Genomic DNA, 15,078 nt, shown 5'->3' on the forward strand with positions numbered 1-15,078 from the left:
GGCATCTCGCCCGTCCTTAGTAAACCGAAGGCAGACAAGATGTTTACCCCACAAGAGTGCTTAATTAAATGATCTTGGCAGTCCGCAGACCAAACAACAGACCGACAGCCAAACCAAAGAATAAAGCTAAAAAGCCGATGTAAGCTGCAATTGCAAACATTTATTTTTCTCCACAATACTTCCTAAATCTATTGAATCATTAGTTCTTGGTCATTGGTCATTTGTCATTTGTCATTTGTCATTTGTCCTTTGTTATTGGACATTAGTCAATTTCTTTTCCTGCCTCCCCTGCCTCCCCTGCCTCCCCTGCTCCCCCTGCTCCCTCATCCCCCACTCCCCACTCCCAGATTGCGATACAATACAGCCCACGGACGCTTGTTAGGGGTTGGGCAATGACTTCTGTAATTAATGTGAATTTACCAGAGCAGTCTTATGAGATTGCGATTGCACCTTCGAGTTTAGATCAACTGGGTCAGCAGATGGCCAGTCTCAAGCTGGGCAAGAAGGTACTGCTGGTTTCTAATCCTACTATTTTTAAGCATTTTGGGGAAAGAGCGATCGCATCCCTGACATCTGCTGGTTTTGAAGTTGCTAGCTGCACCCTACCACCAGGGGAACGCTATAAGACTCTCAATTCCATCCAAAAAATTTACGATATAGCCTTAGAAAACCGCCTAGAACGTTCTGCGACTATGGTGGCTTTGGGTGGAGGTGTAATTGGCGATATGACTGGCTTTGCAGCCGCAACTTGGCTGCGCGGCATTAATGTTGTCCAAGTGCCTACAACTCTCTTAGCGATGGTGGATTCGGCAATTGGTGGCAAAACTGGCGTAAACCATCCCCACGGCAAAAACTTGATTGGGGCATTCCATCAACCGCGCTTGGTTTTGATTGACCCAGAAGTATTGAAAACTTTACCTATGCGCGAGTTTCGAGCAGGAATGGCAGAAGTTATTAAGTACGGTGTAATTTGGGATGCCGAATTGTTTGCCCAGTTGGAAGCAAGTAAACGCCTCGACCAACTCCGCTATGTAAAACCTGACTTAATAACATACATATTAACACGCTCTTGTCAAGCTAAAGCTGATGTTGTTAGCAAAGATGAGAAAGAAGGCGGATTACGGGCAATTCTCAATTATGGACATACTATCGGTCATGCAGTAGAAAGCTTGACTGGTTATCGTCTAGTGAATCACGGTGAAGCGGTGGCTATTGGTATGGTAGCAGCAGGTCAAATTGCTGTGGAATTGGGAATGTGGCAAAAGGAAGATACGGAACGTCAAAATGCTTTAATTCAAAAAACTGGTTTACCGACTCAGTTACCATCTGGGGTAGATATTGAAGCAATTATTGACGCGTTGCAATTAGATAAGAAAGTCAAAGCGGGGAAAGTGCGGTTTGTTTTACCAACAGAGATTGGTGTAGTGACAATTACCGATGAAGTGCCATCAGATATCATTCGGCAAGTTTTGCGAGGAATGTGAATAATTTAAAGAAGAACTCAGGAGTCAGACTAAAAATTAGTTGCTCTGTCCTTCAATTACGAATTACGAATTACGAATTACGAATTAATGAGCCATGATACTCCAAGCTAAGAATCAATTAACTTTGCAAGAGTTCTTAAATCTTCCAACAGGTGAGGGAGATATAACTTATGAACTTGTTGATGGTCAAGCCATTCCTAAAATGTCACCAAAAAAATTCCACTCTAAACTTACCCGCGCCCTTCTCAACTTAATTGAGCAATGCTGTGAAGGTAAAGGAGAAGCTTGCCCAGAATTAGCTATCGCATTAACTCGTCGAGGGCGAGATTGGATGCCAATACCGGATATTTTGTATATTTCTAATGAACGTTTACCCCCAGATTGGGATCAAGAAGGAGTATGTTCTGTTCCTCCCGATTTGGTCATTGAAATTGTTTCGCCCGGACAAACTTTTGGACAAATGGCAGCTAAAGCCAAAGACTATTTAGATGCTAAGGTGCTGCGGGTGTGGGTATTAGATAGTAAAGCCAGAAGCATTACTGTTTTTTATCCAGAGGCAGCGCCACAAACTTATATGGGAGAAGAATTACTTACAGATTCTTTATTCGAGGGGCTGGAATTTACTGTTGAGCAGGTGTTTCAAAAGGCGAAAATACCATTAGATGCTCAATAGCGCACTTTTTGCATCTAGTACAATTATCTTGCTCTCAACATCCATCAAAATTTCAAGCTTAATTGAGATCGTAGCTTGATTGCCGTAGCGCTGTACTAATACTTTAGCTGGTTAATTCATCCATTTGTAGGAGGTAATTAGCAACCCAATAAGTGTATTTTGATTATAGTCAGACCAATACAAGATGGTTTGAAGCAGGATTCCCTTAACAGATGTATCAATCATGTTAAACCTGATATTCAATGGACGTATAAAAATAAAACCCTTGTTGCTTTCAACGGCTTTTTTGCTGGCTGTACAGACTTCTGCCAATGCTCAACAAGCTGTTCCAAATTTGACTCCAGCACAAGCTCAACATTTATCCCGTGACTTGGTTCCATCTAGTTCTCAAGACTTTTTTCGGCAAGGAAAAGATTCATTTGAGAGAGAAATTCGAATTCTTAGGCAAAGGCGACTAAGCCCAATTAAACCAATTCTTAAAATTGATTCAGTAACGCAAATCGAAAAACCACAGACCCAGCAAAAACCCAAACGTCTTATCTAAGCAATAATTATCATCCAAGGATGATTACTTAGATTGCTACGTGTTGTCTTGTTAATTTTTAACCTGTAGCACATAAGCTACATTTCCAGCCATAAAAATTACTGTACTCTGTTTCTTAATAACAGAGGAATAAAATTTGCGACACAATTTTACAATTTTATTCGTCTAGCAAAGTCATTAACGCTTGAATTTCAACGTCTTGTTGCGGCTCTGATAATTGACCCTGGAGCTTTAATAATTGATTTTGTAATTCTTCTGCCACATGAATCATATTAGATTCTTGGGCAATTTTTAGCTGATTTTCTTTAACTTTGATTTTTTTCAGCAAGCTGTTTTCAATATGAATTGAATTGTAATTTTGAGCAATCATAGCTTTACATTTATTATCAATCTATGGAATGTAGTTAAATTTTCACCTATGTATTATTCCACACTTTTGTCATTTTTTAAATATCTGGTTATCTAATCTTAATTGCTCATAGTTTTTCCTCTGTTTTATTCTTAGCATTTTGAGAATATTGGCTGAATATAGCGGTTCCCGTACAAGATACTGCTAAGGGCACAGCTAATTTTGCTAATTTACCCCTATACCTCATCTATATTTTTACAAAAATGCAAGTCATGAGATAAGATTGGTTGGCTTAGGGTAAATTTTTAGATAATTCACATTAACTGATTTGTTAGTTTACCAAGTCTTGTAGATATGTTAGACATTATTTTTGTGAACAGTATGGACTTAAAGCTTATCAAGAAAAAGATTTATACTATTGTGAAAATTATATCTACAGTGCTTATAACAAGCGCAATTGGATTGGAATCGTGGAATATTTACGCCCTAATAACTGATACTAATGTACCAAGCAGCCTTAATCCAATTTTTTGGATTGAGCGTTTTGCCATGACGAGCCATTTTATCGAAGGTATTATAGCAGCTTTTTATGCACCTTCAAGAAAAAAGATGCCAATAAAATACGCTACTTATACTTTTTTTGTAGGCACAATTGGGTTGTTAGAACTGTTTGATCAACAGGATAACTATTGATGCTTCTACATCTTGTAAGCATGGGTTTTTGGATTAGTGTCGATTTGTAGGGTGCGATCGCACTCTATAGACAAAGATTGTAAGTTATTAAATATACGCTAGTAAGCAAAATTCAGTTGCGGGGTTTTAGCAATCGATGTAGGTAATATCATGTTCGACTTAATACTTATGTCATTGCAAGCGTAGCGCGGCAATCCCAAACCTTTGTGATTGCTTCATTCCACTTCGTTGTATTCGCAATGACATATTATAAGTGATTTGCCGAACATGATATAACTGGTGAATCTGACACTCAGAAGGGAGTATAGTTTATATAGTTAGCTTTTTGCTGAAATTTTAGTTTTACACTCAGGAATTAAAAAATGTCTACTAATACTGACATAGTTGCTTACGTTGAAGAAAGTGAATTTGATGTTGTTTTAAATGGAAGTGAAGAGAAAATTGTTGTTGTTGATTTTACTGCTACTTGGTGTGGCCCCTGTCGCCTAGTCAGTCCGTTAATGGATCAACTTGCCGAAGAATACAAAGGTCGCGCTAAAGTCGTTAAGGTAGATGTTGACAGGAATAAACCAATTTTCAAGAAATTCGGTCTTCGCAGTATTCCTGCGGTTTTAATTTTCAAAGATGGTATTTTAGCAGAAACCATAGTGGGGGTTTCTCCTTACGAAGAATTTAGCAAGGCTGTTCAGAAGCTTGTTTAACTAATTCGTAATTCGTAATTCGTAGAGAACATTATTCAGAATTACGAATTATTTTAAATCTTTCCTTTTCGCCTATAATGTGTTTGCAGTAAACCATTTGGATATTGTTTTGAGCTAATAAGCTCTAATTTTTCTTCAGGGGTGGGTGGTGGAAAAAGGTATATACCGCCACCTAAGATAATTGGAATAGTTGAAATAATATATTCGTCAATCAAGCTGTGCTGAAGAAATGAATTGATTAATTCTCCGCCACCAACTAGCCAGATGTTTTCTAAACCTTGAGCTTTTATATCTGCTAACGCCTGTTTTACTGAGCCAGAAACAAATACAACGTCGTCACGATCAGATTGCAGATGACGCTGGGTGAATACGAAAGATTTTTTTTCTGGATAAGGCCATTGATCAAATCCAAGCCCTACCTCATACGTCTTACTACCTAAGACGATCGCATCAATCGATTCGTAGAAATCACTGTAACCATAGTCTTCACCTTCTATATCAAGGATTGATAGCCAATCAATTCCGCCATCGCTGCGAGCAATGTAGCCATCCAAGCTAGCTGCAATGTAGAGTGTAACTTTCGTCATTATGCTTCTGAATTTGGTAGTTTTGCCTCAATAAGTGCAAGCGATGCCACAGGCAACGCAAAGTGCGATCGCAAGCTTATTTTTTCTACAGCATTTTAGATATTTCAATCAACATATTACCAAAGAGCGATGTCTACGACGGGCTACGCCTACGCTTACCCAATTACTTAGGTTTTTTGATTGTGCGATTTAAACCGACCTGCAATAAATTCTCGCTTCGATAAATGTTTTGTATTGCGTTTGGTGACTCGTTCTCGCCACATACGGAAGCTAGATTCCTTCATTTCGCGCCTCATTAGGGCGATTACCTCTTTCTCCAGCAGCCCAAACTGAGCCTCAATAGCATCAAAAGATGTTCTATCTTCCCATGCCATTTCAATGATACGATCGATGGTTTCCGAACTGAGGTTAGGTAGCTTCATTTTTCTTCTGGTAAATAAATTTACTTTATGTTGGGGGTGCGCCACTTGAAGTTCTTAAAAAATACATTCAAAATCAAGAAAAGCTGTCTTAGAACGACGGGGTTTTAAACCCATTTTTCTGATAAATACCAAAGAGTGGCAACTTATTGAGCGATCGCCTATACCTGCCCTAAACTGGAACAAGCTTAATTGGCTGGCCAAACATTTTCTCGATCGTCTGTGATTGCATGGTCTGCAAATATTGGGGTGTAAATTCTGGCGGTAAAAATTCAAACAAAATGCGATTCTCCACCCAAAACTCGATCGCACTGAATGGGACACCATCTCCCTGCTTGCGAGTTAGGACGCGCCATCCCTCGCGTTGCCCGATCTGCTCGATCTGCTTTTGGGTAGTGGGAACCGAAATTGCCGCATGGTTAGCCACCAATTTAGTAGGTTCAGCTTGGAGTACCCGTGCTGATTCAGCATCAGTACCTGGAACCCAGACATCACCTTCTTTAAATACCACAATATGAGTACCATATTTGTCAAAAGGCATCACTATGTAGCTACCAGGAGTGAAAAATTTATATACTTTGCCATTGAAAACTTCAGCTAGAGCAGTAGCAACTTGCAATGGATTGTGAGCATCGATCGAAATATGCAGGATCATGAGCATAACTCCATGAAAATAAAAACAAAATCGTGAATCATTGATTGAAGTTGACCTACACGGAACAGATTAGTGTGAGATCGTAACTAAATGTCGAAGCGATCGCGATTGAAAGCCCTATATATATATTTTACTTTTAGTATTAAACAACCGTTGTGTCTGCTGTACCCAGTTGCAGAGCATACAAGTTGGCATAAACACCCTGTTGATTGACGAGTTCGGCGTGAGTACCCTGTTCTACGATTTCTCCCTGCTGAATTACTAATACCTGATCTGCCTGAGTAACTGTACTGAGGCGGTGGGCAATGACGAAACTAGTACGACCTTGGAGCAAACGAGCGATCGCACTTTGTACTAGCGCTTCTGTACGGGTGTCAATGCTGCTGGTGGCTTCATCTAGAATCAGAATTCGGGGATTAATTAATACCGCACGAGCAATACTGATTAGTTGTCTCTGTCCTTGACTCAGGGGCGCTCCCCGTTCGCCCAATTGAGTTGTATAACCCTGTGGCAGTGAAGTAACGAACTCATGTACATTTGCTAGTTGTGCAGCTGCTTCGATATCAGCTTGAGTGGCGTAAGGAACGCCAAAAGCTATATTTTCGGCGACGGTGCCGGTAAACAAAATATTGTCTTGTAAAACGATGCCAATTTGACGGCGCAGACTTGCTTGAGTCACACTACGCACATCAATATCATCAATTTTCACTGCACCGCTAGATACATCATAGAAGCGCAAAATCAAATTAATAATTGTACTTTTTCCCGAACCGGTTTGCCCTACTAATGCAACCATCTGCCCTGGATAGGCGTGTAAATTCACTCCTTTGAGAACTAGTTGATCTGGGTTGTAGCCAAACTTGACATTCTCGAACCTTACTTCACCTTGAATAGGCGGCATTTCTGTGGCATCGGGTGCGTCTTGGAGTTTTGACGGTTCATCTAATAATAGAAAGATTCGCTCTAATCCGGCGAAGGCAGATTGAGCTTGGGTGTAAAACTGGCTGAGAATCTGAATAGGCCGGAAGAATTGCTGGACATAAAGTAAAAAGGATGTCACCACACCCACTGTTGCAGCTCCCGTTACCGCCAGATAACCACCATAAGCTAGTACACCTGCGGTTGCTAATGTGTTGAGAAAATCGATGGAGGGCAAAAAGGCGGAAGTAATTGCTACAGCCTCGACGTTAGCATCTCTATTGGCAGCGTTAAGAACGTCGAACTCTTCGATATTCATCTGCACACGATTAAATGCCTGTGCTTCTCGAACGCTACCAATATCTTCTTCTAACTTGGCGGAAAGTTCCCCAATCGTCTGTCGAGTAACGCGAAACCTAGCTCTTGCCCAACGTGCAAACAAGCTTGTGGTAAAAATCATCAGTGGCACAACCAGGTTACTCAACAAGCCGAGTTGCAGGTTGATTAAGAGCATCGCAATGATTATACCGACCAAACTAAAAGTGTTGCCAAGCATTTGAGCGATCGTCAGTCCAAATGCTTGATTTACGGTATTTACATCATTCAGTAAGCGGCTCATTAAATCGCCTGCTTCGCTGCGGTCAAAAAAGCTGAGTGGTAGACTTTGGATTTTAATAAAAATGTCTTGCCTCAATTGAGCCAGCAATCGCTGCATAATCCAGCCAACTCGAATAATTTGACCGCGAATTGCCAAGACACCAAGCCCATAGTTCAGCCCTAATAGCCCTAATAACAGCAGTAGTCCCTGCAAATTACCTTGTGCAATCAGACGATCAATCGACCAGCCGAGAAAGAATGGCCCAACTGTTTGGGTTATCGCCCCAATCAATACTAATGTTACGGCGAAGGGAATTTCTTTGCGATAGAGTAGCACATATTGCAAAAAGCGCCGCAGGGTGGAAAGTTGCGGACTTGTTTCCTCAGATGCAACAACGGGAATAGTGCCTCTCATAAAAATTTTGGATTTTAGATTGGGAATTTGGGATTAAAAGCCTTTATTACAAGGCTGCAAAAAAATTAATTATGCTAATTGGGGATCATTTTTCTCCTTTTGTTTTACTTGAGATTCCAAAATCACACCGTAGAGTGGGCTGTTTTGCATCAATTCTTCGTGAGTGCCTTGTGCTACCAATCGTCCTTTATCCATGAGAAAAATACGATCGGCATTCTTAACGGTACTGATACGTTGAGCAACTACAAAGGTTGTACAAGCTTTATGGTGCATTAAGTTATCTAATTCGGTTTGAATCTGGGCAGCAGTTTTGGCATCCACAGCCGAGGTACTATCATCCAAAATTAAAATGCTGTAATCGGTTAACAAGGTACGAGCGATCGCAATTCGTTGTTTTTGCCCTCCAGATAAGCCCACGCCCCGTTCACCCACAATCGTTTCGTAGCCATCGGGTAGCTCGGTAATAAAATCGTGCATTTGGGCAGTTTTTGCAACTTCAATCACCTCTTCTAAGGTTGCATCGGGTTTGGCATAGGCAATATTTTCGCGGATTGTGCCAGAGAAGAGGGTGGTTTCCTGAAATACAATCCCAATACGCGATCTCAGGCTTTTGAGTGTGAAACTTTTTACATCTCGTCCGTCAATGCGAACTGCTCCCTTTGTGACATCGTAAAAGCGGGGAATCAGGTTCATAATTGTGCTTTTTCCCGAACCAGTCATTCCTAAAACGGCGATTAGCTCGTTTGGTTTGGTTTCAAAGGATACTTGTTTAAGAGTTTCGCTTGTCGCTCCTGGATAGCGAAAAGAAACATTTTCAAAAGTGATTCTACCACCACAGGTAGTAAAAGGGACAGCACCGGGGCGATCGCGAATTTCTACCTCTGCATCCACAACTTCATAGACACGTTCGGCAGAAGCAGCTGCTTGAGCGATCGCGGGTGCGGCAAATCCAATTAACAAAATCGGTTGGAGTATCAATGCTAGATAAGAGTTAAACGCCACCAGTTCGCCAATGGAGAATCTACCCCCAATTACCTGCGCTCCCCCGTAGGCGAAAACTGCCAATGTTACCAAATTACTCAGCAAAAAGAGAAACGGGAAAGTATTGTGGATGGCGTTAATGGTCTTCATGTTTGCCCTGACTAGACCATCATTCATGCTTGTGTAACGCGACCTTTCGGTTGATTCCCGCACAAAGGCTTTCACCACCCGGATTCCTAGCAAGTTCTCTTGCAATACAGCATTGAGGTCGCTCAGTTGCTCTTGTACTTGCCGAAAAAGGTTGTTATTTCCGGTGATGAATCGCGCCATCAACCAACCTTCTAGGGGTACTGCCGTTAAGGTAATCAGTGCTAGTTGCCAGTTCATCACCAGCAAAACCACTGAAATACTTACCAATGTCACAATTGAACCGACGACCTGAATTAAGCTAGTACCAACAAAGGTACGGATCTGCTCAATGTCGCTGGTGACACGGGTTAAGAGTTGGGAAGTCTGCGCCTGATCATGATAACTGAAACTGAGATTTTGAATTTTGCTGAAAATTTTGTTTCGCAGGTCATAAGCAACACCTTGAGATGCTGCTTCTGCTAAATAGCTTTGTCCAAAGTTAAATACACCACGAGCGATCGCCGCGAGTACCAGCCAGGCGGCGCTGTGCAGAACAATTTGGAGGTTTTTTTGCGTGATACCCTCATCAATTCCCCATCGAAATAGCTGTGGGGTGAGTGCATTGGCAAGCGTCAACAGCAACAGGCTAACCAATGCTCCCAGTGAAGTCCATCGGTAAGTGCTTAAACTCCTAAGCACACGCTGGGTTGACCGTATCGACGAATTTTCTTGGAGTTCTGGTTGCTGAACCACTGCAATTCACCCCTGTATCTTTGGAAGATTATCGTACTTTGATTGTAAAAAAACAATTGGCCATTAGACAGTGGCGAATGTGAGACATTGAGTACCTCTCCTATTTGTGGTGGAAATTCTAAGTTTTGGCACAGTGGCATGGGAGAATACCTCTTTGGCAAGCATTGCGGCTAATCTAATTCAATATCTAAGAAAACCAAAGAACAAGAATAATGGCTCAAGATTTTCATAGCAGTTCCCAACTTCCCTCAGATATCTCAACAATAATCAGTCGCATAGCAAAGCCAAGCTCTGAATTCTACGCTCTTTTTTCTGAAGAAGAAGTTTTAGAGATAATTGAAGCATTAGAAGTTAGACGAGAAATACCTTTAAAGTATTCTTATAAAGGTAGAGGTGCAAAAAGTTGGAACGATTTTTATCTGAAATATGTTATTCCTAGATGGTATGGAAGAGTTAATGTAGAAATTGACCTTTTAAAAGATAATTTTCAATATCTGAATAGCAACATTCCAACTGGTAAGAGAGTTAACATTGTAGACGTTGGGGCAGGAAATTCCTATCCTGTTAAAAAGTTTATCCGCGAACTAAATAAATTAGGGAAGGTTAATAAATATATTGCCTTAGATATTAGTGAAGAATTGCTTCATGTATCTAGAAATAATTTTACAAAATGGTTTCCTTTGGTTGAGTTTATCAGTTCACCAATTGACATAGAAAATAGTTGCGTACCCCAAATTTTATTTCAAAATCAAGTTAGTCTTGAGAATGACGACACGGCAAAAATATTTTTACACCTAGGAGTTACCATTGGCAATCATCAAAATAGAGATAAGGTACTCAAAAACTTTAGAGATAGCATGGGAAAAAATGATTTTCTAGTGTTCACTAACGAAACTGGTTCTAACTCGCAATGGAATGGCATAGTTAGAGGTGGCTGCAAGTATCATGTAGACGAAATATATGGGTGGGTTAAAAATAAGATTGGGATTAAATCTGAAGATTGTGAACTTGTAAGAAAATATGATTTCAAAACAGATAGTATAGTTGCTAATCTGAAATTTCTTCATGATTACACTATAAATTTTAGCCGGATGGGGATAGATAAAAATATTGAAATATCTGAAGGTGAAGAGATTACTATTTGGCGACATCACAAGTATGAAATACCTAAACTGTTGCAAGAGATAGAACGTTCTGGACTACAACTTATGCACTATAGTACTGATAAAAACCAATCACATATCATGGCGATTTGTAAGGTTGCTAGTAGCTAATGAATGTGGATTAAATAAAAAGTCTGAAATAGCTGATTAATCAAGATTTTACCCGACCCTAACCCTCCCATTGGAAAGGGGAGAGAACTATACTTATTGTTTCCCCCCTTTCCAAGGGCAGGGCTGTTTCATTCCTTAAAAGGCGTTGATTTACAAGCGTTTCAAGTAAAAAAACTAGGTGACTAAAAAATCTGATTGGGCAAGAAAATGGTGTTCGCACTTAAATTTGCTGGTTGAGGTGGTAGTTTAGTCAATTTGGGCTAATTGCGATCGCCTCAGCCAAGGGTAGACACTATCGACGGGCAGGTAATTAGTTATCTGAAAACAGAACCTTTTTGTTTAGGCAACTTACCTCAAATAGTGATGTTGACCCTCAAACAATATTGGTTGCCTTTCACCATCTCTGCTAATGGAGTGGATGGTAAAGAACTCAGGCAGAAGGCAATTTGGTCAACTAAAAAATTAGAAGTACAAGCGGCTTTGATTCGTGAGGTTTTTCTGGAATCTTAGGGCATCGAAATTTAGAACAGCTACAGAAATATTTAGAAGTGACTGAGGATCAGGTATTGGGAGTGGCGGCTCATCAAGTCCAATCGCGTAACTCTCGGAATCACTGCTCATTTCACCTTATATGTGTTTCTTTGGAGTGATTAAATTGCGCTCTGTGCTAGCTAGATTAGGTATTAGAAATAACTAACAGCTATCTGGTTTTAATGAAGGAGATTATTGATATGGTTGAGAGTAAGCAAGCTTCAGACAAACAGGTTGAAAATGCTAACCGCACGACAACGGGTAAATCCTATGCTGATTCAACTGGTACAAACATAGATGCTGGAGTATCTGGAATCGAGTATGCTAACCGTACAACAGCAGATCAATCTTATGCTGGTTCAACTGACACAACCATAGATGCTGGAGTATCTAGACCTGCAAATGCTCCTACAATTACGCCTCAATCCGATGTTCGTCCAACAAACGGAGGTAGCAATACTACATTAAATAGAGCGCTAATAGGAGGACTCATAGGTGTTACGTTAGGCTCATTAGCTGGCGCTTTTGCTGGTAAAAGAATAGGTCAAGGCTTTAAGCACACTGTAAAAGGTATAGGAGACGCATCAAAGACTATTGGTGATGGTCTTGGTCAAACAGCAAAAGGTCTAGGGGACGCGGCAAAGAGTGTCGCTGAGGGTACTATCCAAGCTGTTGTAGGTGGTACAATCGACACCGTAGAAGGGGTTGCTGACGTAGCCAAGCAAACTACTGTAGGAACACTGGACGCATTGCAGAGTACAGCAAAGGGTGTTAATCAAGCTGTACAAGTTGCTGGGGATACAGTAAAGGATGCAACAGAAAATGTCGTTGAGGGAATTAAGCAAACCACGGTAGTAACACTAGACGCAGTACAAAGTACAGCAGAGGGTCTTAATCAAGCTGTACAAGGTGCTGCGGACAAGGCAAAAGATACAGCAGAAAATGTTGCTGATGTAGCCAAGGAAACCACTGTAGGAACACTAGATGCAGTACAAAGCACAGCAGAAGGTGCTAATGAAGCTGTACAAAGTGCTGCGAACAAAGCAAAGGATACAGCAGAAAATGCTAAACCATCTGAAAATTACAGCAATCAACATAAGCGGAGATAGTTGCAACTAACCCGTAAATCAAGAATGATGAAATTGGTATAGGAGATATAGACCGTACCTCGACCTTCTATATTCCAGATTCAGATCAGACAAAGGGGGTTTTTCGAAAGTCCCTTATGTCTATAAATGAATGAATACCAATAGTTTCTGTTAAAGAAGACTCATTTTCAGAAAAAATTGCTTGGCTTTAGTGACTCTTAAAAACAGACGCATAGAATTGCAAACCAATAATTTTCTGAGTTTGTAGCTGAGAGAAGTCTAATAAAGTAGTTTTTAAAGATTTTGGATAAGCAATAGTTGCTTTTTTCAAAGGACATATAGCGTTTCCTAAGCAGATGAAGTACACCCAAATCTTTTTTATCAAGGTTAGTAGGTTTGACAACGTACCTCACTAGCTCGGGAACCGCTATATACTTATTCCTTCTACTTTAAGGACTACCTGCAAACTTAGAAAATTCATGAATTATTAGTTACTAGACAACTTACATTTTTGCAACTTAAACTCTGCGAGACTAAGAAAAAAACGTCTAGGTATTGTTTTTCTGTCTGATTACAAAAGAGAAGATTATTATGAATGGAAATCAACAGTTTTCAGAGCAGCCGGAAGGAAATATTGATATGTCTACAGATCAAGCCAATAATTATACAGCAGCTAAAAGCACGAATAATGACTTAGCTAAAGTAGCATTTGGAGCGCTCATTGGTGCTACATTGGGTGCGCTAGCTGCGGCTTTAACTATTAAGGGTACAACCGAAAAAGTTGACAAAACTGTAAAAAATGTAGGAAATGCGGTAAAGGGTGCTACTGGGAGTTTTAATCAAACTGTAAAAACTGTAGGTAACGCAATAAAGACTGTAGCTGACAGTGTTAACGAAACTGTAAAAGATGTAGGAGATGCTGTTAAAGATACAGCTTTGGACGTTAACGGCATTGCAATAGATACAGTGGATGCTGTTAAAGGTACAGCTGTAGGCGTTAACGATACTATAAAAAATACAGTGGATATTGTTAAGGGTGCAGCTGAAGGTGTTAAAGACACTGTAAAAGGTACAGTGGACGTAGACAAGAGTGCAGTTGAGGATGACACTCTATCTGCTAGTCAGAACGCTAATATACCTAATGACCAGACAACCTACATTTTGGTTCCACTAGACAAAAAGCAGTAACGTTCCCGTTCAGCTTCATTCAAATTCACAGTGTATTTATTGGGGTTACTCATACGGTGCTAGTCCTTAGCCTTGTTACCCAATATTTTAAGCTTGCCACGCTAGTAGGTTGGGTTGAGGAACAAAACCCAACATTTTCAGTAGTTTGTTGGGTTTAATTTTGTTCAACATCTAGGGCATATCAAATATTTATTTATGATAAAGCTAACAAATCACTTGGATTGAGGTTGTGTATGTATTAAATGTACATCAAACGCGGTCTAGGTTGAGGAACTGGACGTCCTAAATCTTTAGCCGTTTCTATCCATTCCTGGACAACTAACTCTACATTATGTAGGGCTTCTTGATAACTATCACCGTCAGCAGCACAGCCTGATAATTCTGGTACTTCAGCAATAAAGGCTTGATCTAATTCACTCCAGTAAAGAATAATTTCATACCGAAACATCATTTTTACTTCCTAGCTTATACTTGATAATCACTGCTCTAACTTGTTTAATTTGATAACTTTTGGCTTTTCCTTTTTTGTGTTGCAGGTTCAATATTTCCTCAACATCGGCTTTGATAAAAATACGATGATCGCCACGAATCCGTTCCTCAAAGCCTAATTTATATAAAAGTTGCCACAGTTGGGCAAAAGGGATGTCTGTATCAGAAGTCCCAGAGAGAATTTTTTCTAAGATTTTGTCTTGCTGACTCACGTTTTTCTAACCGTCTTAATGTTTCTATAGTCTCATATTTATTTATAATCAGGCTATACAAAAGCAAAATGATAGTTTTGCTCCTGAGTAAAAGTATCCCCGATGACAATGGCTAGTGCAGCTAATCAGAACAAATTGTAGGCTGGGATACTATTCCACTAATTTACTTGATGGCAAAAATACTAATTATTTGGATGTTACAGATGCTTTCTTAGCAGCGATATTTGGCAGTGAGTTTATTTTGGGACATCAGTTTTGCAGGAATGTATCATTTGCCTTGACGTTATACCAATTTTATATGAAGGTGCATATAATAGAGAAAACAAACTCTATAAATTAAAATAACCATGAGCCGCCCTTTTAAGATTGAAATCGCAGAGAGCGAAGAAGAACTTAAA

Annotated in this window: 18 protein-coding genes; 9 read left to right on the forward strand and 9 right to left on the reverse strand. The window is 40.1% G+C overall.

Going from position 1 to position 15,078, the window contains the following annotated elements; all coding sequences use genetic code 11:
• Positions 1–64 precede the first annotated feature (64 nt).
• On the reverse strand, positions 65–160 hold the full coding sequence (gene petL, locus H6G97_RS24760) for a cytochrome b6-f complex subunit PetL (RefSeq protein WP_109007553.1): 96 nt from the start codon (positions 158–160) through the stop codon (positions 65–67).
• A gap of 232 nt (positions 161–392) precedes the next feature.
• Here petL and aroB point away from each other — a divergent pair, with 232 nt between their 5' ends.
• The 3 genes from aroB to H6G97_RS24775 all read left to right on the forward strand — a co-directional run bounded on the left by aroB (position 393) and on the right by H6G97_RS24775 (position 2,701).
• Positions 393–1,484 carry a 3-dehydroquinate synthase gene (gene aroB / locus H6G97_RS24765; RefSeq protein WP_190943278.1) on the forward strand — a complete coding sequence of 364 codons (1,092 nt, stop codon included), beginning with the start codon at positions 393–395 and terminating at the stop codon, positions 1,482–1,484.
• Between the two features lie 94 nt (positions 1,485–1,578).
• On the forward strand, positions 1,579–2,157 hold the full coding sequence (locus tag H6G97_RS24770) for a Uma2 family endonuclease (protein ID WP_190943279.1): 579 nt from the start codon (positions 1,579–1,581) through the stop codon (positions 2,155–2,157).
• Positions 2,158–2,380: 223 nt separating this feature from the next.
• Complete coding sequence (locus H6G97_RS24775) at positions 2,381–2,701, forward strand: hypothetical protein (protein WP_190943280.1); 321 nt, start codon at positions 2,381–2,383, stop codon at positions 2,699–2,701.
• 157 nt (positions 2,702–2,858) lie between these two features.
• Here H6G97_RS24775 and H6G97_RS24780 read toward each other — a convergent pair whose 3' ends face one another.
• Positions 2,859–3,071 (reverse strand): hypothetical protein, encoded by a 213-nt coding sequence (locus tag H6G97_RS24780; protein WP_190943281.1) that lies wholly within the window; start codon positions 3,069–3,071, stop codon positions 2,859–2,861.
• 360 nt (positions 3,072–3,431) lie between these two features.
• On the opposite strand from H6G97_RS24780, the gene H6G97_RS24785 reads away from it, so the two are divergent.
• Positions 3,432–3,743 (forward strand): hypothetical protein, encoded by a 312-nt coding sequence (locus H6G97_RS24785; protein ID WP_190943293.1) that lies wholly within the window; start codon positions 3,432–3,434, stop codon positions 3,741–3,743.
• A gap of 362 nt (positions 3,744–4,105) precedes the next feature.
• Positions 4,106–4,444 carry a thioredoxin gene (gene trxA, locus H6G97_RS24790; RefSeq protein WP_190943282.1) on the forward strand — a complete coding sequence of 113 codons (339 nt, stop codon included), beginning with the start codon at positions 4,106–4,108 and terminating at the stop codon, positions 4,442–4,444.
• Positions 4,445–4,497: 53 nt separating this feature from the next.
• Here trxA and H6G97_RS24795 read toward each other — a convergent pair whose 3' ends face one another.
• The 5 genes from H6G97_RS24795 to H6G97_RS24815 form a co-directional block, all read right to left on the reverse strand.
• Positions 4,498–5,031: a dihydrofolate reductase family protein gene (locus H6G97_RS24795; RefSeq protein WP_190943283.1), complete on the reverse strand. Its 534-nt coding sequence runs from the start codon at positions 5,029–5,031 to the stop codon at positions 4,498–4,500.
• 167 nt (positions 5,032–5,198) lie between these two features.
• Entirely contained in the window at positions 5,199–5,453 is a 255-nt protein-coding gene (locus H6G97_RS24800; protein WP_190943284.1) for a TIGR03643 family protein, read from the reverse strand.
• 169 nt (positions 5,454–5,622) lie between these two features.
• Positions 5,623–6,105 (reverse strand): hypothetical protein, encoded by a 483-nt coding sequence (locus tag H6G97_RS24805; RefSeq protein ID WP_190943285.1) that lies wholly within the window; start codon positions 6,103–6,105, stop codon positions 5,623–5,625.
• Positions 6,106–6,247: 142 nt separating this feature from the next.
• The gene (locus tag H6G97_RS24810) at positions 6,248–8,035 is read right to left on the reverse strand and encodes an ABC transporter ATP-binding protein (RefSeq protein WP_190943286.1); all 1,788 of its coding nucleotides are present in this window, start codon (positions 8,033–8,035) and stop codon (positions 6,248–6,250) included.
• Between the two features lie 69 nt (positions 8,036–8,104).
• Positions 8,105–9,898, reverse strand: coding sequence for an ABC transporter transmembrane domain-containing protein (locus H6G97_RS24815; RefSeq protein ID WP_190943287.1), 1,794 nt, complete (start codon positions 9,896–9,898; stop codon positions 8,105–8,107).
• A 212-nt stretch (positions 9,899–10,110) separates the two neighbouring features.
• Here H6G97_RS24815 and H6G97_RS24820 point away from each other — a divergent pair, with 212 nt between their 5' ends.
• From H6G97_RS24820 to H6G97_RS24835, 4 genes are all read left to right on the forward strand, one after another.
• On the forward strand, positions 10,111–11,172 hold the full coding sequence (locus H6G97_RS24820) for an L-histidine N(alpha)-methyltransferase (protein ID WP_190943288.1): 1,062 nt from the start codon (positions 10,111–10,113) through the stop codon (positions 11,170–11,172).
• Between the two features lie 264 nt (positions 11,173–11,436).
• Positions 11,437–11,682: a hypothetical protein gene (locus H6G97_RS52855; RefSeq protein WP_242055196.1), complete on the forward strand. Its 246-nt coding sequence runs from the start codon at positions 11,437–11,439 to the stop codon at positions 11,680–11,682.
• A 221-nt stretch (positions 11,683–11,903) separates the two neighbouring features.
• Positions 11,904–12,812, forward strand: coding sequence for a hypothetical protein (locus H6G97_RS24830; RefSeq protein ID WP_190943289.1), 909 nt, complete (start codon positions 11,904–11,906; stop codon positions 12,810–12,812).
• Positions 12,813–13,382: 570 nt separating this feature from the next.
• The gene (locus H6G97_RS24835; RefSeq protein ID WP_190943290.1) at positions 13,383–13,979 is read left to right on the forward strand and encodes a hypothetical protein; all 597 of its coding nucleotides are present in this window, start codon (positions 13,383–13,385) and stop codon (positions 13,977–13,979) included.
• Between the two features lie 238 nt (positions 13,980–14,217).
• Here H6G97_RS24835 and H6G97_RS24840 read toward each other — a convergent pair whose 3' ends face one another.
• Positions 14,218–14,430 (reverse strand): type II toxin-antitoxin system HicB family antitoxin, encoded by a 213-nt coding sequence (locus H6G97_RS24840; RefSeq protein ID WP_190943291.1) that lies wholly within the window; start codon positions 14,428–14,430, stop codon positions 14,218–14,220.
• The gene (locus tag H6G97_RS24845) at positions 14,414–14,680 is read right to left on the reverse strand and encodes a type II toxin-antitoxin system HicA family toxin (protein ID WP_190943292.1); all 267 of its coding nucleotides are present in this window, start codon (positions 14,678–14,680) and stop codon (positions 14,414–14,416) included. The genes H6G97_RS24840 and H6G97_RS24845 overlap by 17 nt, the downstream gene beginning before the upstream one ends.
• Positions 14,681–15,078 lie beyond the last annotated feature (398 nt).

The sequence above is a fragment of the Nostoc flagelliforme FACHB-838 genome, from assembly GCF_014698065.1.
GTDB lineage: Bacteria > Cyanobacteriota > Cyanobacteriia > Cyanobacteriales > Nostocaceae > Nostoc > Nostoc flagelliforme_B.

Excerpts from the sequence above, each read along its gene's own strand:
- H6G97_RS24820 (WP_190943288.1), top strand. The coding sequence starts at position 10,111 with ATGGCTCAAGATTTTCATAGCAGTTCCCAACTTCCCTCAGATATCTCA.
- H6G97_RS24840 (WP_190943291.1), bottom strand. The coding sequence starts at position 14,430 with ATGATGTTTCGGTATGAAATTATTCTTTACTGGAGTGAATTAGATCAA.
- H6G97_RS24830 (WP_190943289.1), top strand. The coding sequence starts at position 11,904 with ATGGTTGAGAGTAAGCAAGCTTCAGACAAACAGGTTGAAAATGCTAAC.
- trxA (WP_190943282.1), top strand. The coding sequence starts at position 4,106 with ATGTCTACTAATACTGACATAGTTGCTTACGTTGAAGAAAGTGAATTT.
- H6G97_RS24835 (WP_190943290.1), top strand. The coding sequence starts at position 13,383 with ATGAATGGAAATCAACAGTTTTCAGAGCAGCCGGAAGGAAATATTGAT.
- H6G97_RS24805 (WP_190943285.1), bottom strand. The coding sequence starts at position 6,105 with ATGATCCTGCATATTTCGATCGATGCTCACAATCCATTGCAAGTTGCT.
- H6G97_RS24800 (WP_190943284.1), bottom strand. The coding sequence starts at position 5,453 with ATGAAGCTACCTAACCTCAGTTCGGAAACCATCGATCGTATCATTGAA.
- H6G97_RS24780 (WP_190943281.1), bottom strand. The coding sequence starts at position 3,071 with ATGATTGCTCAAAATTACAATTCAATTCATATTGAAAACAGCTTGCTG.
- H6G97_RS24775 (WP_190943280.1), top strand. The coding sequence starts at position 2,381 with ATGTTAAACCTGATATTCAATGGACGTATAAAAATAAAACCCTTGTTG.
- H6G97_RS24795 (WP_190943283.1), bottom strand. The coding sequence starts at position 5,031 with ATGACGAAAGTTACACTCTACATTGCAGCTAGCTTGGATGGCTACATT.
- petL (WP_109007553.1), bottom strand. The coding sequence starts at position 160 with ATGTTTGCAATTGCAGCTTACATCGGCTTTTTAGCTTTATTCTTTGGT.
- H6G97_RS24785 (WP_190943293.1), top strand. The coding sequence starts at position 3,432 with ATGGACTTAAAGCTTATCAAGAAAAAGATTTATACTATTGTGAAAATT.
- H6G97_RS24770 (WP_190943279.1), top strand. The coding sequence starts at position 1,579 with ATGATACTCCAAGCTAAGAATCAATTAACTTTGCAAGAGTTCTTAAAT.
- H6G97_RS24810 (WP_190943286.1), bottom strand. The coding sequence starts at position 8,035 with ATGAGAGGCACTATTCCCGTTGTTGCATCTGAGGAAACAAGTCCGCAA.
- aroB (WP_190943278.1), top strand. The coding sequence starts at position 393 with ATGACTTCTGTAATTAATGTGAATTTACCAGAGCAGTCTTATGAGATT.